20 protein-coding genes are annotated in these 21343 nt (G+C 59.3%); 11 read left to right on the forward strand and 9 right to left on the reverse strand.

The annotated features are described in order from the left end of the window. Nucleotides 1-3: 3 nt before the first annotated feature. From dapF to F8N44_RS01180, 4 genes are read left to right on the forward strand one after another with little or no spacing between them, the layout of a single operon-like run. Nucleotides 4-834 (forward strand): diaminopimelate epimerase, encoded by an 831-nt coding sequence (gene dapF, locus F8N44_RS01165; RefSeq protein ID WP_008084573.1) that lies wholly within the window; start codon nucleotides 4-6, stop codon nucleotides 832-834. Between the two features lie 13 nt (nucleotides 835-847). Then, nucleotides 848-1573, forward strand: a complete 726-nt coding sequence (locus tag F8N44_RS01170; protein WP_150649004.1) for a DUF484 family protein — start codon at nucleotides 848-850, stop codon at nucleotides 1571-1573. Between the two features lie 2 nt (nucleotides 1574-1575). Beyond that, nucleotides 1576-2475 (forward strand): tyrosine recombinase XerC, encoded by a 900-nt coding sequence (xerC, locus tag F8N44_RS01175; protein ID WP_034152032.1) that lies wholly within the window; start codon nucleotides 1576-1578, stop codon nucleotides 2473-2475. After that, on the forward strand, nucleotides 2472-3179 hold the full coding sequence (locus F8N44_RS01180; protein ID WP_150649005.1) for an HAD family hydrolase: 708 nt from the start codon (nucleotides 2472-2474) through the stop codon (nucleotides 3177-3179). Before xerC ends, F8N44_RS01180 begins: the two co-directional genes overlap by 4 nt. Before the next feature lie 189 nt (nucleotides 3180-3368). On the opposite strand, the gene sutA is transcribed toward F8N44_RS01180, so the two are convergent. The 4 genes from sutA to glnK all read right to left on the reverse strand — a co-directional run bounded on the left by sutA (nucleotide 3369) and on the right by glnK (nucleotide 6153). After that, nucleotides 3369-3695: a transcriptional regulator SutA gene (gene sutA / locus F8N44_RS01185; protein WP_007920420.1), complete on the reverse strand. Its 327-nt coding sequence runs from the start codon at nucleotides 3693-3695 to the stop codon at nucleotides 3369-3371. 102 nt (nucleotides 3696-3797) lie between these two features. Next, nucleotides 3798-4223, reverse strand: coding sequence for a secondary thiamine-phosphate synthase enzyme YjbQ (locus F8N44_RS01190; protein WP_007920418.1), 426 nt, complete (start codon nucleotides 4221-4223; stop codon nucleotides 3798-3800). A 215-nt stretch (nucleotides 4224-4438) separates the two neighbouring features. Further along, entirely contained in the window at nucleotides 4439-5776 is a 1338-nt protein-coding gene (locus F8N44_RS01195) for an ammonium transporter (RefSeq protein ID WP_007920417.1), read from the reverse strand. 38 nt (nucleotides 5777-5814) lie between these two features. Further along, nucleotides 5815-6153 (reverse strand): P-II family nitrogen regulator, encoded by a 339-nt coding sequence (gene glnK, locus F8N44_RS01200; RefSeq protein WP_002555808.1) that lies wholly within the window; start codon nucleotides 6151-6153, stop codon nucleotides 5815-5817. A gap of 414 nt (nucleotides 6154-6567) precedes the next feature. Between glnK and F8N44_RS01205 the strand changes: the two genes are divergently transcribed. Next, nucleotides 6568-6828: an accessory factor UbiK family protein gene (locus F8N44_RS01205; protein WP_007920416.1), complete on the forward strand. Its 261-nt coding sequence runs from the start codon at nucleotides 6568-6570 to the stop codon at nucleotides 6826-6828. A gap of 364 nt (nucleotides 6829-7192) precedes the next feature. Further along, nucleotides 7193-7714, forward strand: coding sequence for a Bro-N domain-containing protein (locus tag F8N44_RS01215; protein WP_150649007.1), 522 nt, complete (start codon nucleotides 7193-7195; stop codon nucleotides 7712-7714). Here F8N44_RS01215 and F8N44_RS01220 read toward each other — a convergent pair. Continuing rightward, complete coding sequence (locus F8N44_RS01220) at nucleotides 7709-7978, reverse strand: HigA family addiction module antitoxin (protein WP_116254251.1); 270 nt, start codon at nucleotides 7976-7978, stop codon at nucleotides 7709-7711. The two genes, F8N44_RS01215 and F8N44_RS01220, sit on opposite strands and share 6 nt — an antisense overlap. A gap of 913 nt (nucleotides 7979-8891) precedes the next feature. Here F8N44_RS01220 and F8N44_RS01225 point away from each other — a divergent pair. The 3 genes from F8N44_RS01225 (at nucleotide 8892) to F8N44_RS01230 (ending at nucleotide 11215) form a co-directional block, all read left to right on the forward strand. Continuing rightward, on the forward strand, nucleotides 8892-9344 hold the full coding sequence (locus F8N44_RS01225) for an N-acetyltransferase (protein WP_224794712.1): 453 nt from the start codon (nucleotides 8892-8894) through the stop codon (nucleotides 9342-9344). Between the two features lie 34 nt (nucleotides 9345-9378). Beyond that, nucleotides 9379-9549, forward strand: a complete 171-nt coding sequence (locus F8N44_RS31245; RefSeq protein ID WP_171057229.1) for a hypothetical protein — start codon at nucleotides 9379-9381, stop codon at nucleotides 9547-9549. 172 nt (nucleotides 9550-9721) lie between these two features. Then, nucleotides 9722-11215 (forward strand): YifB family Mg chelatase-like AAA ATPase, encoded by a 1494-nt coding sequence (locus F8N44_RS01230; protein ID WP_110718106.1) that lies wholly within the window; start codon nucleotides 9722-9724, stop codon nucleotides 11213-11215. On the opposite strand, the gene F8N44_RS01235 is transcribed toward F8N44_RS01230, so the two are convergent. The 3 genes from F8N44_RS01235 to F8N44_RS01250 all read right to left on the reverse strand — a co-directional run bounded on the left by F8N44_RS01235 (nucleotide 11212) and on the right by F8N44_RS01250 (nucleotide 15725). Continuing rightward, nucleotides 11212-12426 (reverse strand): aldose 1-epimerase family protein, encoded by a 1215-nt coding sequence (locus tag F8N44_RS01235; RefSeq protein ID WP_150649008.1) that lies wholly within the window; start codon nucleotides 12424-12426, stop codon nucleotides 11212-11214. The two genes, F8N44_RS01230 and F8N44_RS01235, sit on opposite strands and share 4 nt — an antisense overlap. 219 nt (nucleotides 12427-12645) lie before the next feature. Further along, entirely contained in the window at nucleotides 12646-14622 is a 1977-nt protein-coding gene (locus tag F8N44_RS01240; RefSeq protein WP_064389541.1) for a methyl-accepting chemotaxis protein, read from the reverse strand. 182 nt (nucleotides 14623-14804) lie between these two features. Beyond that, nucleotides 14805-15725 carry a LysR substrate-binding domain-containing protein gene (locus F8N44_RS01250; protein ID WP_150649009.1) on the reverse strand — a complete coding sequence of 307 codons (921 nt, stop codon included), beginning with the start codon at nucleotides 15723-15725 and terminating at the stop codon, nucleotides 14805-14807. A 158-nt stretch (nucleotides 15726-15883) separates the two neighbouring features. Here F8N44_RS01250 and F8N44_RS01255 point away from each other — a divergent pair, with 158 nt between their 5' ends. Next, nucleotides 15884-17278: a NorM family multidrug efflux MATE transporter gene (locus tag F8N44_RS01255; protein ID WP_150649010.1), complete on the forward strand. Its 1395-nt coding sequence runs from the start codon at nucleotides 15884-15886 to the stop codon at nucleotides 17276-17278. A gap of 107 nt (nucleotides 17279-17385) precedes the next feature. On the opposite strand, the gene F8N44_RS01260 is transcribed toward F8N44_RS01255, so the two are convergent. Then, the gene (locus tag F8N44_RS01260) at nucleotides 17386-19059 is read right to left on the reverse strand and encodes a putative bifunctional diguanylate cyclase/phosphodiesterase (RefSeq protein WP_150649011.1); all 1674 of its coding nucleotides are present in this window, start codon (nucleotides 19057-19059) and stop codon (nucleotides 17386-17388) included. Between the two features lie 262 nt (nucleotides 19060-19321). Between F8N44_RS01260 and rep the strand changes: the two genes are divergently transcribed. Continuing rightward, nucleotides 19322-21331 carry a DNA helicase Rep gene (gene rep, locus F8N44_RS01265; RefSeq protein WP_150649012.1) on the forward strand — a complete coding sequence of 670 codons (2010 nt, stop codon included), beginning with the start codon at nucleotides 19322-19324 and terminating at the stop codon, nucleotides 21329-21331. The last annotated feature ends 12 nt before the right edge of the window (nucleotides 21332-21343 follow it).

Genomic DNA, 21343 nt, shown 5'->3' on the forward strand with positions numbered 1-21343 from the left:
CCCATGCTGCTGCGTTTTACCAAAATGCACGGCTTGGGCAATGACTTCATGGTTCTCGACCTGGTCAGCCAGCACGCGCATATTCAGCCAAAGCACGCCAAGCAATGGGGCGACCGCCATACCGGCATCGGTTTCGACCAGTTGCTGATCGTCGAAGCGCCGAGCAATCCGGACGTGGATTTTCGTTACCGGATCTTCAATTCCGATGGTTCGGAAGTCGAGCAATGCGGCAACGGCGCGCGCTGCTTCGCCCGCTTCGTGCTCGACAAGCGTCTGACCGCCAAACGGCAGATCCGCGTCGAGACCAAGGGCGGAATCATCGAACTGGACGTGCGTAACGACGGCCAGATCGGTGTGAACATGGGCGCTCCGCGTCTGGTGCCGGCGGACATTCCGTTCGAAGCGCCGGCGCAGGCCATCAGCTATCAGCTGGAAGTCGACGGCACCACGGTCGAGCTGGCCGCCGTGTCGATGGGCAACCCCCACGCGGTATTGCGCGTGCAGGACATCAACAGCGCACCTGTGCATGAACTGGGGCCGAAAATCGAACATCACCCACGCTTCCCCGCGCGAGTTAACGTCGGTTTTCTCCAGGTCATCGACCGTAACCGTGCGCAGTTGCGCGTCTGGGAACGTGGCGCCGGGGAAACCCAGGCCTGCGGCACCGGCGCGTGTGCAGCGGCTGTCGCTGCGATCAGCCAGGGGTGGATGGATTCGCCGCTATTGATCGACCTGCCCGGCGGGCGTCTGTCCATTGAATGGGCAGGCCCTGGCCAACCGGTACTGATGACCGGTCCGGCAGTGCGTGTATACGAAGGACAAGTACGTCTTTGAGTGAGCAGAAACCATGACCGATAAGCCTCAGGTACCCGCCCGACAGTCCGACGAATCAGCGTCCGAGAGCCTGGAGGCGGCAGCGGTTGCCGCATACCTCGAGGCGCATCCGGACTTCTTCGTCGAGCACGAAGAACTGCTGCCCGCGATGCGTATTCCTCACCAGCGTGGCGATACCGTTTCGCTGGTCGAGCGGCAGATGACCATTCTGCGCGACCGCAACATCGAGATGCGCCACCGCCTCTCGCAGTTGATGGACGTCGCCCGCGACAACGATCGCCTGTTCGACAAGACTCGTCGCCTGATCCTCGCCCTGATGGACGCCTCCAGTCTTGAAGACGTGGTGATCAGCGTCGAAGACAGTCTGCGTCAAGACTTTCAGGTGCCTTTTGTCAGCCTGATCCTGCTCGGTGACAACCCAGCGCCGGTCGGTCGCTGGGTTACCCACGCGGACGCCCAAGTCGCCATCGGCGGCTTGCTCACCGAAGGCAAAAGCGTCAGCGGCAGCCTGCGCGAGCATGAACTGGACTTCCTCTTCGGCGAAGAACAGCGCAAGCAGATCGGCTCCACTGCTGTGGTCGCGGTCAGCCATCAAGGCATCCACGGCATACTGGCGATCGCCAGCCGTGATCCGCAGCACTACAAGAGTTCGGTCGGTACGCTGTTCCTCAGTTACATCGCCGAAGTCATGGGCCGCGTGCTGCCACGGGTCAACAGCTCCCTGCGCTCGGTACGCTGAATATGGAACGACAACTGGACGCTTACTGCGAACACCTGCGCAGTGAGCGACAGGTGTCGCCGCACACGCTGTCGGCCTACCGCCGCGACCTCGACAAAGTTCTCGGCTGGTGCGTGAAACAGAACATCGGCAGCTGGGCCGCGCTGGATATTCAGCGCCTGCGCAGTCTGATTGCCCGGTTGCATGCGCAGGGGCAATCCTCGCGCAGCCTCGCGCGGCTGCTATCGGCAGTACGCGGGCTTTATCACTATCTGAATCGCGAAGGTCTATGCGACCACGATCCGGCGACCGGATTGGCGCCGCCGAAAGGCGAACGTCGCCTGCCGAAAACTCTCGACACCGATCGTGCGCTGCAACTGCTTGAAGGTGCGGTCGAGGACGATTTTCTCGCACGTCGGGATCAGGCGATTCTTGAGTTGTTCTACTCCTCCGGCCTGCGCTTGTCAGAGCTGACCGGGCTTAATCTTGATCAGCTAGATCTGGCCGATGGCATGGTTCAGGTGCTTGGCAAGGGCAGCAAAACCCGTCTGTTGCCGGTGGGCAAAAAGGCCCGTGAAGCGATCGAACAATGGCTGCCGTTGCGGGCCATGACCAACCCGGCGGACGATGCCGTGTTCGTCAGCCAGCAAGGCCGGCGCCTCGGCCCGCGAGCGATTCAGGTGCGGGTAAAACTGGCCGGCGAACGCGAATTGGGGCAGAACCTGCACCCGCACATGTTGCGCCACTCCTTCGCCAGCCACTTGTTGGAATCCTCGCAGGACCTGCGCGCTGTGCAGGAACTGCTCGGCCACTCGGACATCAAGACCACGCAGATCTACACCCACCTGGACTTCCAGCATCTGGCGGCGGTCTACGACAGCGCCCACCCCCGGGCCAAACGCATGAAAGGCGATGATTCATGAGCATCCAGTTGATCACCTTCGACCTCGACGACACCTTGTGGGACACCGCCCCGGTGATTGTCAGCGCCGAGGCGGTATTGCGCGAATGGCTGAGCGAACATGCGCCGAACCTGGGCGCAGTGCCGGTGGAGCATTTATGGGCGATTCGTGAGCGGGTGCTGGCCAGTGAGCCGGGGCTGAAACATCGCATCAGTGCGCTTCGGCGGCGGGTGTTGTTTCATGCGATGGAAGACGCCGGGTACGCCCATGGCGAAGCATCCGATCTGGCCGAAAAGGGCTTTGAAGTGTTTCTGCATGCGCGGCATCAGATCGAGGTGTTCCCTGAAGTCGAGCCGGTGCTGGAGATTCTCGCCAATCACTATGCGCTCGGCGTGGTCACCAATGGCAATGCCGATGTACGCCGGTTAGGGCTGGCGGACTACTTCAAGTTTGCCTTGTGCGCGGAAGATATCGGCATCGCCAAACCGGATGCCCGGTTGTTTCATGAAGCCTTGCAGCGCGGTGGCGCTACAGCCGAAACCGCCGTACATATCGGCGATCATCCGGGTGACGACATTGCCGGGGCGCAGCAGGCCGGGTTGCGGGCTATCTGGTTTAACCCGGCGGGCAAAGTCTGGGAAGCGGATCGCCTGCCGGATGCCGAGATTCGTAGCCTGAGCGACCTGCCAGCGGTGCTTGCCCGCTGGAATGCTAACTCGAAATAATCCACAAAACCTGTGGGAGCGAGCTTGCTCGCGAAAGCGTCAGGTCAGTCACTGCAATGCTGAATGACCTACCGCATTCGCGAGCAAGCTCGCTCCCACAAGGGAACTGCATTCACTTCAGCTCCTTTATTCCAGGCATGAAAAAGCCCGCAGCGACGGCGGGCTTTTTCAGCAAGCAAGCGGCACGCCTCAGATAGGGCGGCTGCCGTACTTGTTGTCTGGCTTCTTCGGTGGATCGGCGACCACGTTGGCCTCCACTTCCTGAACCTTGCCGCCGCGCGACAGGAACTCTTCCATGGCCTTGGCCAGGGCGTCGCGCTCCTTGTTCTTGGCTTCAATGCTCGGCAACTCGTCTACCGACACCGCAGCCTTGGCTTTGCCTTTGGCAGCCGGGGCCGGCGTATCGTCGCCACCATCGTCGTCAGCAACGTCTTCCGCTGCTGCTTCCAGACCTTCCTCGGCCTCGTCTTCGTCGCCTACTTCGAGGTCGTCGTTTTCCAGATCATCGTCGCTCATGTTCTACCTCATGACTTGCGAAAAGCAGATTAGTTATAGACCAGCTTTGGCAACTGTCGAAAGTCGCCGTTAAAAAATCAGTAACCATTGGTGACCAACGGTTTATGCCCCTTCACCGTGCAAGGTGGCGAGGACTTTTCGGGCACCGCCATGATCACGGTGCTCGCCCAGATAAACGCCTTGCCAGGTCCCCAGTGCCAGGCGACCTGCCGAAACCGGCAGACTGATCTGGCAGCCAAGCACGCTGGCCTTGAAGTGCGCCGGGAGGTCGTCCAGGCCTTCGTCGTTATGCTCATAGCCGTCTGTTCCTTGTGGGATCAGACGATTGAAAAATCGTTCGAAGTCGCGACGTACCGCCGGATCGGCGTTCTCGTTGATGGTCAACGACGCCGAGGTATGCTGCAGCCACAAATGCAACAGACCGACCCGGCACTCCCTGAGTTCAGGCAGGCCAGCGAGTAACTCGTCCGTTACCAGATGAAAGCCCCGGGGCCGTGCCCGCAGGGTTATCAGAGTCTGTTGCCACATACAGTTCTCCGCACGTTCGGGGCGCATTCTAGCGCGCTCTGGGAAAAAACAAAGGCCCTAATATTCCTGCAATCATGTAAGCCATTGGCCGCAGAAAAACGCCCGTCGTAAACACGACCAAAGCAGTACGAAAAATCCTTTCAGCTGCTCTCTGAATGACAAATTCCGGACAAAAAAATGCCCGGCGAACCGGGCAAATTTTTTAATGCGCGTACTTACAGGTTGTAGCCGCGTTCGTTGTGTTGTGCCAGATCAAGGCCGACCGACTCTTCTTCTTCGGTCACACGCAGACCCATCACAGCGTCGAGTACCTTGAGGATGATGAAGGTGACGATCGCGGTGTAGATCACCGTGAAGCCCACACCTTTGACCTGAATCCACACTTGCGCACCGATATCGGTCACGGTGCCGAAGCCACCCAGAGCCGGAGCTGCGAACACACCGGTGAGGATCGCGCCGAGGATACCGCCGATACCGTGTACGCCGAAGGCGTCCAGGGAATCGTCATAACCGAGTTTGCGTTTCAGCGTGGTAGCGCAGAAGAAGCACACTACGCCCGCCGCCAGACCAATCACCAGCGCGCCCATCGGGCCCACGGTGCCGGCAGCCGGAGTGATTGCTACCAGACCGGCAACCACACCCGAAGCGATGCCCAGTGCACTTGGCTTGCCGTGGGTAACCCACTCGGCAAACATCCAGCCCAGTGCCGCAGCAGCAGTAGCGATCTGAGTGACCAGCATCGCCATGCCGGCGGTGCCGTTGGCCGCCGCAGCGGAACCGGCGTTGAAGCCGAACCAGCCGACCCACAGCATCGCCGCGCCCATCAGGGTGTAACCGAGGTTGTGCGGAGCCATCGGGGTGGTCGGGAAGCCTTTACGCTTGCCCAATACCAGGCAGGCAATCAGACCGGCGACACCGGCGTTGATGTGCACCACGGTGCCGCCGGCGAAGTCGAGTACGCCCCAGTCCCACATCAGGCCGCCGTTGCCGGACCAGACCATGTGCGCGATCGGTGCATAAACCAGGGTGAACCAGATGCCCATGAAGATCAGCATCGCGGAGAACTTCATCCGCTCGGCGAACGCACCGACGATCAGCGCCGGGGTGATGATCGCGAAGGTCATCTGGAAGGTGATGAACACCGCCTCAGGGAACAAAGCCGCTGGGCCGGTCAGGCTCGAAGGCGTGACACCGGCAAGGAACGCCTTGCCCATGCCGCCGAAGAACGAGTTGAAGTTGACGACGCCCTGCTCCATGCCGGTGGTGTCGAACGCAATGCTGTAGCCATAAATGACCCACAGGATGCTGATCAGACCGGTAATGGCGAAGCACTGCATCATCACGGAAAGAATGTTTTTCGAGCGAACCATGCCGCCGTAGAACAGCGCCAGGCCGGGGATGGTCATGAACAGCACGAGGGCTGTCGAGGTGAGCATCCAGGCAGTGTCGCCGGAATTGAGGACCGGGGCCGCCACTTCGTCTGCCGCCATTGCAAGGCTTGGCATTACGATGGACAACAGGGCTCCTAGCCCTGCGAATTTACGCAGAGTCATATTGTTTTCTCCTGGGGCGTTGGGGTTTGTGGCGGCGTTTAAATCGCGTCGGTATCGGTTTCGCCGGTACGGATGCGAATCGCCTGTTCCAGATTGACCACGAAGATCTTGCCGTCACCGATCTTGCCGGTGTTGGCCGCTTTGGTTATCGCCTCGATAACCCGATCCAGATCCTTGTCGTCGATGGCCACGTCGATTTTCACCTTGGGCAGAAAATCGACCACATATTCCGCGCCGCGATACAGCTCGGTGTGACCCTTCTGCCGGCCGAAGCCTTTGACTTCAGTAACGGTAATGCCCTGCACGCCGATTTCGGACAGCGACTCGCGCACGTCGTCCAACTTGAACGGCTTGATGATGGCAGTGACTAGCTTCATGAAAACTCTCTCCCGAATTGGTGGACTTGCCCCAGGAAAACAAACCCGACTCAAGTCTAAGCGCAGTGCCTGGCTTTGTAACGCATCGTCGGCCGTACCTGCCCGACTGACGCCAGCTAACCGCTGCCGACGAAACTCCCCGCTCCGTCTGCCGCACTGCATTCGTCACAGCGACTGCATCAGTGCATGGGTCGAAGGTGACTAAGCAGAAAGCTTGCCATCTCGCCAAAATCCCCTGATTTCAATCCCTTGGCCGCTGCCGCAAGCCATCCCGTGCAGAAGGCACAGCGGATACGCACAACAACGGTGCGTCGCCGTCCGTCCGCCTGCGCGAAAAGCGTGCATCCCTGACCACGAGATTGACTATAGACACTGCGTGATACACTGCCGGCCATTGTTTCCAGGACATCCACCATGCTCGCGCCCAAAGACTTCCTCGACGCCCTGAGCGGCACCGCCTCCCGCCTGTTCAGCGGCGACACCCCGCTGCCAAAAGCCGAAATCGAAAGCCAGTTCAAGATGCTGCTGCAAAGTGCCTTCAGCAAACTCGATCTGGTCAGCCGTGAAGAGTTTGATAGCCAGATGGTTGTGTTGGCGCGTACTCGCGCCCGCCTCGAAAGCCTCGAAGCCAAAGTCGCCGAGATGGAAGCCAAGCTGACACCGCCCGCCGAATAACGCGCGCCCCCTGTAAGAGCTGCCGAAGGCTGCGATCTTTTGATCTCCAGCCCTTCAACCATCCCGGCAACGTCCTACAACCTGAATGACCGCCGTCCGATTGCGCCGAAAAGCCCAGGTTTCTAAGCTCACCCGATGCTGAATATTCAGCAGCGGGTTTGGCGACCTGGATCGAATTTGACGCAATGCAACTAAATTCACAGAGAGGTTTTTTCTCTCAACGAGTTATGGCGGCTTTGCGTGGGAGACCTCAGGGTCTGCCGGTTTCGAATTCACCGGTTCGCCAACCCGCGCTTAGCTGCCACCCTTTTCGTTTGGCGACGAACAGAAGCAGTTTTCTTCACTTGAATTCGAGAACTGAACCATGGACGAAAACTACCTGACACCTAACATCTTCACCCGCCACAAACTCCCCCTCCACGCCCTCCTCATCCAGAACCAACCCTGGTTCTGCGCCCGAGACCTGAGCCGCCTGCTGCACATCTACCTCAATGAACGAATGCTGCGAAAACTCGACCCAGACCAATACCAAACCCACAAAACCTTGATCCACAACCAGATCGAAAACACCCTGCTGATCAGCGAATCAGGCATCTACGCCCTCCTCGTCTACCACTACTGCCCCGAATACCGAGCGCTGCGTGAATGGATCACCCACCAAGTCATCCCCACCCTGCGCGACGCCCAACACCCCACCACAAGCGAACGCCCACACCTCAGCTTGCTCAGTTGGCCGGACATGACGTTGAGTTTGTTGCACTGGAATAACCAGCCGTGGATACGGTTACAAGATGTGCCGCAGATGATGGTGGAACGGGAACAGACCAAGCGCCCAATGACGGGGCCATGGTGGAAAAGAGCTTCGCGAATGCTGCAATCGCTATAAACCCGCATGCCGGAGCTGGGCCCTGCGCAAATCGTAAGTCGATTGTAGATTCATCCAGAACTCAGGCGTAGTGTTGAGATAAGTGGCAAGGCTGATTGCCAGATCGGCGCAGATCCCGAGCTGGCATTTCACAAGCTTTTCGATCTCACTTTCGGGCCATTTCGTGGGCATGGCCAGATCCATGACAGTCATGCCCAACGGCTCCATGAATTCCTTATTCAGAACCTCGCCCGGATGAATCGGGCGCATACCATTGCGGTCCATTTTTCGCCTCCAGAGGCTGCATTGAGTGGCCAAACTGGAGCATCCGACTCCGCGATACAAGACCGTCGAAACCCTTTCGCCGACGTCCTACAACTATTAGGGCATAGCCCTACAAACATCAGAGTCTGCGCCCAGTTACGCAGCCCTTACGCATGTCATTACATTGGCAAACGAAATACGCCCATCAAAATGGAGGTATCTGTGAAGGATAAGAAGAGGAAGGAAAAGCTATTTCAGATTGTTGATTTGCACCTCGAAGCACTCCGTTTGGCTGGGGATATGTCAGCCAACCAACGGCGATTTATTGAAGTTGCTGTTACATGTGGGCCAGCGCTTGAGCCAAGCGGCGCGCTGGCCGGTAGAAGGTCCTGAGTGAAAAATAAAAAAGGCGTCCATAGGACGCCTTTTTTTGTTCGGAGGAATAGTCGCAGCGATTCTTTAGCTCCTGACTTCACGGCCTTGGGTTCAGAATCCGACAGGCTAGCCCGTCGTCACTACTTCAGAGAAACCAGCTTTCTCTGCTGCCAAAAATGCGGGGGAGCTTTTGCTGGTGCCCAGTCCCGACGAATGCGCAGTTGCAGTCCTCGAACGTGAGGATCCTTCAGTACCGCTCAGGAGTCAAAGCTCATTTACGATCGAGAGCAGCGCAAAACCCTCATCCATGCCGGTATAAAGTATTGCCTCTCCGCCCTCTCACCCCCTGAACTGGCCATCTCCAACGTCCTTCACTAACGCAAGCACAGTCCTACGAGGACCGTCCCCTACGTCTGATTACGTAAGCATCAATGCCTTCGATATCGTCTGCAGATTGATCCCACAGAACAAGACGATGCGAAGAAAAGGCAAAGGTACCGAACTTCGAAATCAGACACTCAAATCTGAATCCCGAAAACTCGCACATCAAACAATGTCCATGGACCCAGAAGCCCTGGCAGCTGGAGTTGATGCTCTATCACTCAGGATCGATCCGATTACTCCAGTAGCAATCAACGCATTCCACCAGTGGACCGGCCCCGTTGGGTATCCATGGGACGCTGTTTTGGACTGGAAGACCAAAGATGCAAAAGGGCTGGACTTGGCGTTCTGGTACGAAGAAGAACTGTGCGGACTGTGCTACGCAACGCCGCGAAGAAGCACGATCTGCATGAAAATCGTCCTTTTGCAGGGACACACCTGCAAGACGAATACCTTGCGGGGCTGGATCGCTCCGATGGCATTGCTGACAACAGAGTTCTACGCCCGGAAGCTGGGGTGCACGCAAATCGAAGTACAAGAGCCAGATTCAGGTGCCATCCCTTACTATCAAACGCTGGGATTTTATTTTGATACAACCGGTCGCCTTGTCTTTCCATTGGACGACCAATAAGATCGAATCAAGCATCCCGGCACGTGAGGTGTTTATGAAGCAGAAGAAACAGAAAACCCAACCGGCACGGGTTTCCAAACCGGGTACCGAGGCACTCGGATTACCGGACAGAGTTTCAGCCAGTCAGCGGCATTTTCTGAAAGTGGCCGCGACCTATGGCAAGGAAATGGAGCCCGATGGTTGGCTCGCCGGTGGTGGAACCTGAGTACCGCAAAAATGACCGCCTGACAGGCGGTTTTTTTATGCCTGAGAATTAGTGTCTTCAGCAACATCCAGTGAAGGTTCGCCCTTAAAACTGTCCGACCAACGCCCTCTCCCCCGACTACCCTTCCAAAAACCCGCAGGAAGCGGCCCCCGATTCAGCTCAAGGAACGACCATGTCCCTCTCCATCGTCCACAGCCGCGCCCAGATTGGCGTGGAAGCCCCCGCTGTTACCGTCGAAGTTCATCTGGCCAACGGTCTGCCGTCGCTGACCATGGTCGGTCTGCCCGAGGCGGCGGTGAAGGAGAGCAAGGATCGGGTGCGCAGCGCGATCATCAATTCCGGGCTGCAGTTTCCGGCGCGGCGGATCACTTTGAATCTGGCGCCGGCGGATCTGCCCAAGGATGGCGGGCGGTTTGATCTGGCGATTGCCTTGGGGATTCTGTCGGCGAGTGTGCAGGTGCCGTGTCTGACGCTGGACGATGTGGAATGTCTGGGAGAGTTGGCATTGTCCGGCGCAGTAAGGGCGGTGCGCGGGGTGTTGCCGGCAGCGTTGGCCGCGCGCAAGGCGGGTCGTGCGCTGGTGGTGCCGCGGGCGAATGCCGAGGAGGCCTGCCTGGCTTCGGGGTTGAAGGTGTTTGCGGTGGATCATTTGCTGGAGGCGGTGGCGCATTTCAATGGGCATACGCCGGTTGAGCCCTATGTCTCCGACGGACTGATGCATGCCAGCAAGCCTTATCCCGACTTGAATGAAGTGCAGGGGCAAGTGGCGGCGAAACGGGCATTGCTGATTGCTGCTGCGGGTGCCCATAACCTGCTGTTTAGTGGGCCGCCGGGAACGGGTAAGACATTACTGGCCAGTCGATTACCGGGACTGTTGCCACCGCTGGCCGAGAGTGAAGCACTGGAGGTGGCGGCGATTCAGTCCGTCGCCAGTGGCGCACCACTGACCCATTGGCCGCAGCGTCCCTTCCGTCAACCGCACCACTCTGCCTCCGGGCCGGCACTGGTCGGCGGCAGTTCGAAACCGCAACCCGGTGAGATCACCCTCGCCCACCATGGCGTGCTGTTTCTCGATGAGCTGCCGGAGTTTGATCGCAAGGTATTGGAGGTTTTACGCGAGCCTTTGGAGTCCGGACATATCGTCATAGCCCGGGCGAAGGATCGCGTGCGCTTTCCGGCACGTTTCCAGTTGGTCGCGGCGATGAATCCTTGCCCTTGTGGATATCTTGGCGAGCCAAGCGGCAAGTGCTCGTGCACACCGGACATGGTGCAGCGCTATCGCAACAAGCTATCGGGGCCTTTGCTGGATCGGATTGATCTGCACCTGACGGTGGCGCGGGAAGCGACGGCGTTGAACCCGCAGGTGAAGCCTGGAGAAGACAGCGCCAGCGCCGCAGCGTTGGTGGCCGAAGCTCGCGAACGACAGCAAAAGCGTCAAGGCTGTGCCAATGCATTTCTCGATCTGCCAGGACTGAAAAAACACTGCAAGTTATCCACAGCCGATGAGAAATGGTTGGAATCAGCCTGTGAAAGGCTGACGCTATCGCTGCGCTCGGCACACCGGCTACTCAAGGTCGCCCGCACTCTGGCAGACCTTGAGCAAGTCGATGCAATCAAACGCGAACACTTGGCAGAGGCGCTGCAATACCGGCCGGCGACACCTTAATGTTCGGTCAGATCAACCAACCGCGTCTGCCGCACTTCGGTCTCGCGCCCCGCCTGAATTTCGGTCACGCGCTTCAAAGCGTTATCCACGGCGCCCTTGTCTGCAAGCAGGCTGTAGCTGATCTGGAATTGTTTGTGTTCCTTCGGTGCAATGGTCGGCACCAGATTCAGCGGACGCTGATAGCGACGGTTGTAGGAAAAACTGGTGCCCGGCTCCAGCCCCGTGACATAGCCCTGCCCTTGCGTATCGGTGTTTTTCCACAGGGAGAACACCGGCAACTGCTGGGTATTGAAGCCGACAGAAACACCGAGGCTGCCTGCCTTGTTATGCAGAACAGTCAGGGTTTCGCCTTTGGCGTCGGCGTAAGGCACGACGTTATAGACGGTTTCGTCGTAGTCCTTGGTCGGCGCGCGATAGGTCTGCCAGTCGGCCAGATCACCCTTGGCCTTGTCGTTGAACGGCGACACTTGTTTTACCGGCGCAGCAAAACGGGCGCCCTGCTCAAGGAACGGCGTACTGAAATTGCTGTGATACAGCGCTTGGTATTCCTTTGGATAATCACCGTTGTTGGTCAGCGTATCGTTGAGTGCGAAGCGCACGCTGCCGGGCTCGGTGACCAGTTCAGTGATGACCGAGAAGTCGACTTTCTTGAAGGCCTGTTCTTTCAGCTCGCCACGCAGGCTGATGGCGTAGGGGGGCTTTTCGTCGATGTGCAGGGTGACGGTACTGGCCGGGATGTTGGCGGCGCGGCCGTGCAGGGTCAGCAATTCACCATTGTCCATACCGGGATGGCCGACCCACTCGTAACCGCAGCGGGTCACCAGCTCGTTGAAGCCTTCCAGCCAGCCCAGCCCACCGCGTCCGTTAAGTTCGATAAAGGCCGGGTTGACCACGTCCTTGACCGGCGAATCCCAACCCATGCGTACGTTGCCGACAGAGGCTTGCAAGACGTTCATGCCACGGGTCGGCACCACCGAGAGTTTCATTGTGCCGTTATCGATATCAACGATGCTGACGCCTTCCTGGCGCCCACCGTGCAAGGTACGCAGGCTGACGGAGAAGGGTTTGTCGGTTTTCACGCCGAGCTGTTCACTGGTGATGGTCCAGTTTTGCGCGGGCTTGTTGGTATCGAGAAGGACGTAATCCCAAGCCATGGCGTGGGAAGCAGCAGTGAATGCGCCGAGGGCGACGGCGAGTTTGAGCGGGGTCATGGCAGCAGCCTTTATTGGAGTTGTGCCATTTTTATAGCGCTGCGGAAACGTTTCAGCAAGTAGAGAAGATAGACATAGAGGGTGATTTGCCATGGATCGGCGGCGTTGCCTTCGCGAGCAAGCTCGCTCCCACAGGTTTTTCGGTTGTTCACACGATTTGTGAGCTACCTCGGAAACAGTGGGAGCGAGCTTGCTCGCGAAAGCTATATCAAGGCTGTATCAACGGAAGCGATCAACCTCGGAACGCAAATCCGCCGCCAGCTTCTCCAGCTCTTTAGCAGTCACCGCCAGATTCGACACAACCTCACGCTGCTCACTGTTGGCCAACGCAATACTCTGCAAATTGCTGCTCAACAATGTTGCGGTGCTGCTCTGCTCCTGAGTCGCCGTGGTAATCGCGGCAAACTGCTGCCCCGCCGATCGGCTCTGCTCGTCAATACGCGCCAGCGCCGACGCCACGTTGGCGTTGCGCGACAAGCCTTCCTGCATCAGCACATTGCCCTGCTCCATGGTGCTGATCGCGTTGCCGGTTTCCTGCTGGATGCTGTGGATCATGCTGGAAATTTCATCAGTCGCCTGGCGGGTACGCGAGGCCAGGCTGCGCACTTCATCGGCTACCACGGCAAAGCCGCGACCTTGTTCGCCGGCGCGGGCCGCTTCGATCGCTGCGTTGAGCGCCAGCAAGTTGGTTTGCTCGGCAATCGAAGTAATCACGCCAACGATGCCGCCAATTTCCTGCGAACGCTGACCGAGGGTGTTGATCACGGTGGCGGTGCTGTTCAGGGCGCCAGCGATTTGCTCCAGCGAGGACGACGCTTCTTCCATCGAGCTGCGGCCAATCTGGGTTTGCTGGGCGTTTTCCTGCGCCAGACGCTGGGTCGCGCCCATGTTGTCGGCAATGTTCAGCGAGGTCGCGCTGAACTCTTCCACTGCGCCGGCCATGCTGGTGATTTCCCCGGACTGTTGCTCCATGCCTTCATAGGCACCGCCGGACAAACCGGACAGGGCCTGGGCACGGCTGTTGACCTCTTCCGAAGAGCGGCGGATGTGCTCGACCATGGTCGACAGCGCCTGGCTCATCTGGTTGAACGCGCGGGACAACTGACCGATTTCGTCGTTGCTCGACACGTTCAGGCGCACGCTCAGATCACCGGCGCCCAAGGCTTCCGCCTGACGGACGAGATCGCTCAGTGGCGCCAGTTTGCTACGCAGCAACCAGACCACGGAACCGACCGCCAGCAGCATCGCCAACAGACTGCCGATCGCCAGTTGCGTACCGACGCTCCACGTCACTGCGCGGATTTCGGCTTTCGGCATGCTTGCTACCACCGACCACGGGCCACCATCAAACGGCACCGCGACGCTGTAGAAATCTTCGGACTTGTCGCCCCAGAACTGACCTTTGCCCGGCGATTTCGCCAGATCCTTGATCACTGGAATCGCTTGATCAAGCGCCTGTACACCTGCCGGTGCAACAAGCCATTTGCTCTGCTCATCGAGCAGCGCCAGCGAACCAGTCTGGCCGATACGGAAGCGCTTGAGGTTGTCGAACTGGGCGTTCTGCGCATCGGTGTAATCGAAGCCGACGAACAGCACCGCAATCACCTTGCCGCTGCCATCGCGCACCGGGGTGTATTGGGTCATGTAGGAACGATCGAACAGCAACGCGCGGCCGACATAGCTCTGCCCCGCCATCAACTTCGCGTACGCCGGGTGCGCGTGGTCGAGCAAGGTGCCGATGGCGCGAGTGCCGTCCTGCTTGGTCAGCGAGGTGCTGACCCGGACGAAGTCTTCGCCGCTGCGCACGAACAGCGTGGCGACGCCGGCGGTCATCTGCTTGAACTCGTCGACTTCCTTGAAGTTGTTGTTCAACACTTCGCTGCCCAGGTGCAGGCCCGGGGTCTGGGTGCCGGCCACCGTCACCGGTTCACTTGGATGAATGCTCAGACCCGCGCTAAAGCGCTTCTCAAACAACCCGCTGAGCCGCTGGGTGCTTTCACGCAGCGTGCCGTGAAAGGTGCTCAATTGGTCGGCCAGCAGCCGCGCCTCACTGGCCAGATGCTCTTCACGGGTGGCAAGGTTGGCGGAATCCAGCGAACGCAGGGCGAACACCGTACTGCCACTGATAACTATCGCCAGTATCACGGCGAGGGCGAGGCCTAACTGTGAGGCGATCCGAGCGCGAGGTTGAGACATGACAGCTCCTGGCCGAACTTTCCGATCCTCCTTGATCGCAGCTCGGATAATTTTTAATAGTGGGGGTGAATCGTGGATACCGGCACGACGGTTCCACATGCACGTATTCGGCGGTAAAGCCGAATACTTGAGCGAGCAGCAGGGTTATGGCACAAGGCCGGCATTGTGGCGGCTCGAACGTTTCAGCTCAAGCGTGTTACATCCGGAAGTTCCATGGCGCGGACTTCGCCTTGCAGGAAGTCGCTGAGGCGGCGCAAACGTTCACCTCCCGGACGGGTTTTTGGCCACACCAGATAATAATTCAGTCCGCTGGCGACGGCGGTCGGCCACGGCAGGCTAAGTCTTCCCTGCGCCACATCTTCGGCGACCATCAACAGGTCGCCCATCGACACACCATAACCGCGCGCCGCGGCGATCATCCCTAACTCGAGGGTATCGAACACCTGTCCGCCCTTGAGCGACACCTGATCGGACAGCCCCATGTGTTCCAGCCAACTGCGCCAGTCACGCCGATCCGGGGTCGGATGGAGCAATTCGGTGGACGCCAGCCGGGCCAAATCCCATGGCTGATCATTCAGCAGGTTCGGCGCACCCACCGGAATCAGCTCTTCAGGAAAGAGCAGGCTCGCCTCCCAGTCCGGCGGAAAATGCCCGTCACTCAGCAACACCGCGCAATCAAACGGCTCATCGTTGAAGTCCACCGAATCGACATCCATCCAGGCGCTGGTCAGTTGCACTTCGTTGCCCGGCTGCAAGTGGCGGAAGCGACTGAGCCGTGCCAGCAACCAACGCATGGTCAAGGTCGACGGGGCTTTCATGCGCAGGATGTCATCTTCAGCGCGCAAGGTATTACAGGCACGTTCCAGCGCCGTGAAGCCTTCGCGGATGCCGGGCAACAACAAGCGAGCGGCCTCGGTCAGTTGGAGGTTGCGACCGCTGCGATGGAATAGCCGGCAAGCGAAATGATCTTCCAGCGTTCGAATATGCCGACTGACTGCGCTCTGGGTGATCGACAACTCTTCCGCCGCACGGGTGAACGAACTGTGCCGTGCCGCCGCTTCAAATGCGCGCAGGGCATACAAGGGAGGAAGACGACGAGACATACATAAAGCTCCTATAGCGGGATGCAGCCAGTCTGACGATAACTGCTCAAGATGAGTTTTAATCATGCCACCCATCCTTTTTATCCCTTTGTGCAAAGCCTGCCAAGCGCCGAGAATCGACGGTCTCCTGTTCCCTCTGAAATCGAGTGGTGATGACCATGCAGCATCCTGTGCGTACCGAACTCTGGGCCATTCTGCGGCTGGCAGGGCCGTTGATTGCTTCACAGTTGGCGCACATGTTGATGGTGCTGACTGACACTTTAATGATGGCCCGCCTGAGTCCCGAAGCGCTCGCGGGCGGCGGTCTCGGTGCGGCGACTTACTCGTTCGTATCGATTTTCTGCATCGGCGTGATTGCGGCAGTCGGCACACTGGTGGCGATTCGCAAAGGCGCCGGCGACATCATTGGCGCCGCACGGCTGACTCAGGCTGGCCTGTGGCTGGCGTGGCTGATGGCGCTGGGCGCCGGGTTGTTGCTGTGGAATCTGAAACCGGTGTTGCTGTTGTTCGGCCAGACCGAAACCAACGTCAACGCTGCCGGGCAATTCCTGATTGCCCTGCCCTTCGCCCTACCCGGCTACCTGAGCTTCATGGCTTTGCGCGGTTTTACCAGCGCAATTGGCCGGGCGACACCGGTGATGGTCATCAGCCTGGCCGGCACGGTGGCCAACTTCCTGCTTAATTACGCGCTGATCACCGGCATGTTCGGCCTGCCGAAAATGGGCCTGACGGGGATCGGCCTGGTCACGGCAATTGTTGCCAACTGCATGGCGTTGGCGCTGGCCTGGCATATCCGTCGGCATCCGGCGTATGACGCTTATCCGCTGCGCGCGGGCCTGTCGCGGCCGAACCGTCAGTACCTGAAAGAGCTGTGGCGCCTCGGCCTGCCAATTGGCGGCACCTACGCGGTGGAGGTCGGTTTGTTCGCCTTCGCGGCGCTGTGCATGGGCACCATGGGCAGCACGCAATTGGGTGCGCACCAGATTGCTCTGCAAATCGTCTCGGTGGCGTTCATGGTGCCGGCGGGTATGTCGTACGCAATCACCATGCGCGTCGGCCAGCATTACGGCGCCGGTCAATTGAGCGATGCACGGATGTCCGGGCGGGTCGGGATCGTCTTTGGCGCCGTGGTCATGCTGGGTTTCGCCATGGTGTTCTGGCTGTTGCCGAATCAGTTGGTCGGGTTGTTCCTCGATCACAACGATCCGGCGTTTGCCGAGGTGATTCGCCTCGCGGTGAGCCTGCTGGCGGTGGCGGCGTGGTTCGAACTGTTCGACGGCACGCAGACGATTGCCATGGGCTGCATTCGAGGGCTGAAGGATGCGAAGACCACATTTCTGGTCGGGCTCGGCTGCTATTGGCTGATTGGTGCGCCAGCGGCGTGGTGGATGGCGTTTCACTTGAACTGGGGGCCGACGGGTGTCTGGTGGGGGCTGGCGCTGGGCCTGGCATGTGCGGCGGTGAGTTTGACGCTGGCGTTCGAGTGGAAGATGAAGCGGATGATTTGGCTGGAGCCGCAATCTCAGGGCTTCAACATCCCGCAGCCTGAATGAGCCCCCCTGTGGGAGCGAGCTTGCTCGCGAAAGCGGTGTAACTGACACATATGAGTTGAATGTGTCGCAGCCTTCGCGAGCAGGCTCACTCCCACAGGGTTATGTGTTCAGCTTACGATTTCGAGGGCTGGCTGTTGGCTTGAGCCGAAGGTCAGATATTCAACCAGTTCCGCCAACGGCAACGGCCGGCTGATCAGATAACCCTGCACCTGATCGCAGCCAAACCCGCGCAGCAATTCCAGCTGCTCCGGCGTCTCGACCCCTTCCGCGACCACTTCCAGATGCAGGTTGTGCGCGAGATTGATCATCGCGTGCACCAGTTTGCGGTTCTCCTCGCGCTGCTCCATGCCACCGACAAAGCTTTTGTCGATCTTCAGCAAAGTGATCGGCAGGCTGTTGAGGTGCACGAACGAGGAAAACCCGGTACCGAAGTCATCCAGCGAAAAGCGCACGCCGAGACGGCCGAGGGCGTCCATGGTCTGCTTGACCAGATCGCTACGACGCATTACGGCGGTTTCAGTCAGTTCGAATTCCAGCCATTGCGCTTCAACGCCACGTTCGGCAATCAACCGGCTCAACGTCGGCAACAACTGACTGTCCTGAAACTGGCGGAACGACAAGTTGATCGCCATGTGCAGCGCCGGCAACCCGCGTTCACGCAACGCCTGCATATCGCGCAGGGCCCGGGAAATCACCCAGTAACCCAATGGCACGATCAAACCACTCTGCTCGGCCAGTGGCACGAATTCACTCGGCGGCAGCAAACCGCGCTCGCTGTGACGCCAGCGCACCAAGGCTTCGAGGCCGACAATCTGGCCATCCTGCATGTTCAGACGGGGCTGGTAATGCAGCTCCAGCTCATCGCGACGCAAGGCCCGGCGCAGCTCGCTTTCGAGGTCAGCCATGCTTCGCGCGTTGCGGTTGATGCGTTCGTTGAAGATATGAAAGGTGCAGCCCTGGGTGCTCTTGGCTTGCTGCATGGCAATGTGCGCGTGCCACATCAGCGGGTCGGCGCCGCCCTGCGCCCGGGCGTGAGCGATGCCGAGGCTGGAGCCGATCAGCAGGCTTTCACCATCCACCCAATACGGCTCGGCGAGCGCTTCGGTAATGCGTTCGGCCATCCACTCGGCGCGCTGCGGTGCACGCCGGGTGTCGATCAGCAGGGCAAATTCGTCGCTGCCGAGACGCGCCAGCTGATCGCCGGCCTCCAGCTGGCTTTTCAGCCGTGCGACCACTTGCAGGATCAAGCGATCGCCCGCCTGATGACCGAGGGCGTCGTTGGCGTGGCGGAAGTTATCGAGATCGAGATGCCCGAGGGCCAGGCCGCGCCCGTCGTTTTCCGCGAGGCGCGCGGCGAGCAAGGTCTGAAAACCCTGGCGATTAGCGATGCCGGTCAACGGATCCTGTTCGGCGAGGCGTTGCAGGGTATTTTCGAGAACGCCGCGTTCGCGCACATGGCGCAGGCAACGGCGCAGCATGCCGGCGTCGAGGGCATCGAACACCAGCCAGTCGCTGACGCCAACCGGCGCTGTGTCCGGCTCGTGTTCCAGCAGCAACACCGTCGGCAGGCTGCAACGGCCCGGAGCTGGCTGCAAAGCAGGAATGGTCAACAACACCGCATGGCGGTTGTCTTCGAACAAACTGCTGACCGAGTCCCAGCTCGGCGCACTGATCAGCACCGCCGCGCTCCCCATCGGAGCCAGACACTCGCGCAATAACGCTGTCCACGCTGGCTCTTCGGCCAGTAGCAGCAAACGCAAGGGTTCGACAGGCGTAGACAAGCTAGCTCCCTAGACTCTGCAAAGATGTGGGCGGGGCATTATGCCGTTGCGATGTTCAATGACCAAATGACAACGGTTATCAAAACGTTATTTTGTGTCACGAATGAGTACATTAGCCGCAAAATCACCGCGCATCCTCCGCGAAAGTAACAAAACCGGCAAATTTGGATCGCGTGGTACGTCACAAGTCGGAGAGAGCAGCACAATTCTCTGAGCCTGTTAAAATGCCGGCCCATTTCGTCAACGACTCCCGAATTTTCGTATGTCCCGACTCAATCCCCGGCAGCAAGAAGCCGTGAACTACGTCGGCGGCCCTCTATTGGTGCTCGCCGGTGCTGGCTCCGGCAAGACCAGCGTGATCACGCGCAAAATCGCGCACCTGATCCAGAACTGCGGCATCCGCGCCCAGTACATCGTCGCCATGACCTTTACCAACAAGGCCGCGCGCGAGATGAAAGAACGGGTCGGCACCCTGTTGCGCGCCGGCGAAGGTCGCGGTCTGACCGTCTGCACCTTCCACAACCTCGGTCTGAACATCATCCGCAAGGAACACGTGCGGTTGGGCTACAAACCCGGTTTCTCGATTTTTGACGAGACCGATGTAAAAGCCCTGATGACCGACATCATGCAGAAGGAATATGCGGGCGACGACGGCGTCGACGAGATCAAGAACATGATCGGCGCCTGGAAAAACGACCTGATCCTGCCGCCTCAGGCGCTGGAGAACGCGCGTAATCCCAAGGAACAGACTGCCGCCATCGTCTACACCCACTATCAGCGCACGCTGAAAGCGTTCAACGCGGTGGACTTCGACGACCTGATCCTGCTGCCGGTAAAGCTTTTCGAAGAACACGCCGACATTCTCGAAAAGTGGCAGAACAAGGTGCGCTACCTGCTGGTCGACGAATACCAGGACACCAACGCCAGCCAATACCTGCTGGTAAAAATGCTCATCGGCAAGCGCAACCAGTTCACCGTGGTAGGCGACGACGACCAGTCGATCTACGCCTGGCGCGGCGCGCGGCCGGAAAACCTGATGCTGCTCAAGGACGACTATCCGTCCTTGAAAGTGGTGATGCTCGAGCAGAACTACCGCTCGACGAGTCGCATCCTGCGCTGCGCCAACGTGCTGATCTCGAACAACCCGCACGAATTCGAAAAGCAACTGTGGAGTGAGATGGGCCACGGCGACGAGATCCGCGTGATCCGCTGCCGTAACGAGGACGCCGAAGCCGAGCGCGTGGCCATGGAAATCCTCAGCCTGCACTTGCGCACCGACCGCCCCTACAGCGATTTCGCCATCCTTTATCGCGGTAACTATCAGGCCAAGCTGATCGAGCTGAAGCTGCAGCACCATCAGGTGCCGTACCGCCTGAGCGGCGGCAACAGCTTCTTCGGCCGTCAGGAGGTGAAAGACCTGATGGCCTACTTCCGCCTGATCGTGAATCCGGATGACGACAACGCCTTCCTGCGAGTGATCAACGTGCCGCGCCGGGAAATCGGCTCGACCACCCTGGAAAAACTCGGCAACTACGCCACCGAGCGCAAGATCTCGATGTACGCCGCCACCGACGAAATCGGTCTGGGCGAGCATCTGGATAGCCGCTTCACCGATCGCCTGGCGCGCTTCAAGCGTTTCATGGACAAAGTGCGCGAGCAGTGCGCCGGCGAAGACCCGATCTCGGCACTGCGCAGCATGGTCATGGACATCGACTACGAGAACTGGCTGCGCACCAACAGCTCCAGCGACAAGGCTGCCGACTACCGGATGAGCAACGTCTGGTTCCTGATCGAGGCGTTGAAAAACACCCTCGAGAAGGACGAAGAAGGTGAGATGACCGTCGAGGACGCCATCGGCAAACTGGTCCTGCGCGACATGCTCGAACGTCAGCAGGAAGAAGAGGATGGCGCCGAAGGCGTGCAGATGATGACGCTGCATGCGTCCAAGGGCCTGGAATTCCCCTACGTGTTCATCATGGGCATGGAAGAGGAAATCCTCCCGCACCGCTCCAGCATCGAAGCCGACACCATCGAAGAAGAACGCCGCCTGGCCTACGTGGGCATCACCCGCGCGCGCCAGACCCTGGCCTTCACCTTCGCCGCCAAGCGCAAGCAGTACGGCGAGATCATCGACTGCGCGCCGAGCCGCTTCCTCGATGAGCTGCCGCCGGACGATCTGGCCTGGGAAGGCAACGACGACACACCGACCGAAGTCAAAGCCGTGCGCGGCAACAACGCATTGGCCGATATACGCGCGATGTTAAAGCGCTAGAATTGACCACTT

The organism is Pseudomonas fluorescens, from assembly GCF_902497745.1.
In the GTDB taxonomy this organism is placed as follows: domain Bacteria; phylum Pseudomonadota; class Gammaproteobacteria; order Pseudomonadales; family Pseudomonadaceae; genus Aquipseudomonas; species Aquipseudomonas fluorescens_BM.

Excerpts from the sequence above, each read along its gene's own strand:
- dapF (WP_008084573.1), top strand. The coding sequence starts at position 4 with ATGCTGCTGCGTTTTACCAAAATGCACGGCTTGGGCAATGACTTCATG.
- F8N44_RS01170 (WP_150649004.1), top strand. The coding sequence starts at position 848 with ATGACCGATAAGCCTCAGGTACCCGCCCGACAGTCCGACGAATCAGCG.
- xerC (WP_034152032.1), top strand. The coding sequence starts at position 1,576 with ATGGAACGACAACTGGACGCTTACTGCGAACACCTGCGCAGTGAGCGA.
- F8N44_RS01180 (WP_150649005.1), top strand. The coding sequence starts at position 2,472 with ATGAGCATCCAGTTGATCACCTTCGACCTCGACGACACCTTGTGGGAC.
- sutA (WP_007920420.1), bottom strand. The coding sequence starts at position 3,695 with ATGAGCGACGATGATCTGGAAAACGACGACCTCGAAGTAGGCGACGAA.
- F8N44_RS01190 (WP_007920418.1), bottom strand. The coding sequence starts at position 4,223 with ATGTGGCAACAGACTCTGATAACCCTGCGGGCACGGCCCCGGGGCTTT.
- F8N44_RS01195 (WP_007920417.1), bottom strand. The coding sequence starts at position 5,776 with ATGACTCTGCGTAAATTCGCAGGGCTAGGAGCCCTGTTGTCCATCGTA.
- glnK (WP_002555808.1), bottom strand. The coding sequence starts at position 6,153 with ATGAAGCTAGTCACTGCCATCATCAAGCCGTTCAAGTTGGACGACGTG.
- F8N44_RS01205 (WP_007920416.1), top strand. The coding sequence starts at position 6,568 with ATGCTCGCGCCCAAAGACTTCCTCGACGCCCTGAGCGGCACCGCCTCC.
- F8N44_RS01215 (WP_150649007.1), top strand. The coding sequence starts at position 7,193 with ATGGACGAAAACTACCTGACACCTAACATCTTCACCCGCCACAAACTC.
- F8N44_RS01220 (WP_116254251.1), bottom strand. The coding sequence starts at position 7,978 with ATGGACCGCAATGGTATGCGCCCGATTCATCCGGGCGAGGTTCTGAAT.
- F8N44_RS01225 (WP_224794712.1), top strand. The coding sequence starts at position 8,892 with ATGGACCCAGAAGCCCTGGCAGCTGGAGTTGATGCTCTATCACTCAGG.
- F8N44_RS31245 (WP_171057229.1), top strand. The coding sequence starts at position 9,379 with ATGAAGCAGAAGAAACAGAAAACCCAACCGGCACGGGTTTCCAAACCG.
- F8N44_RS01230 (WP_110718106.1), top strand. The coding sequence starts at position 9,722 with ATGTCCCTCTCCATCGTCCACAGCCGCGCCCAGATTGGCGTGGAAGCC.
- F8N44_RS01235 (WP_150649008.1), bottom strand. The coding sequence starts at position 12,426 with ATGACCCCGCTCAAACTCGCCGTCGCCCTCGGCGCATTCACTGCTGCT.
- F8N44_RS01240 (WP_064389541.1), bottom strand. The coding sequence starts at position 14,622 with ATGTCTCAACCTCGCGCTCGGATCGCCTCACAGTTAGGCCTCGCCCTC.
- F8N44_RS01250 (WP_150649009.1), bottom strand. The coding sequence starts at position 15,725 with ATGTCTCGTCGTCTTCCTCCCTTGTATGCCCTGCGCGCATTTGAAGCG.
- F8N44_RS01255 (WP_150649010.1), top strand. The coding sequence starts at position 15,884 with ATGCAGCATCCTGTGCGTACCGAACTCTGGGCCATTCTGCGGCTGGCA.
- rep (WP_150649012.1), top strand. The coding sequence starts at position 19,322 with ATGTCCCGACTCAATCCCCGGCAGCAAGAAGCCGTGAACTACGTCGGC.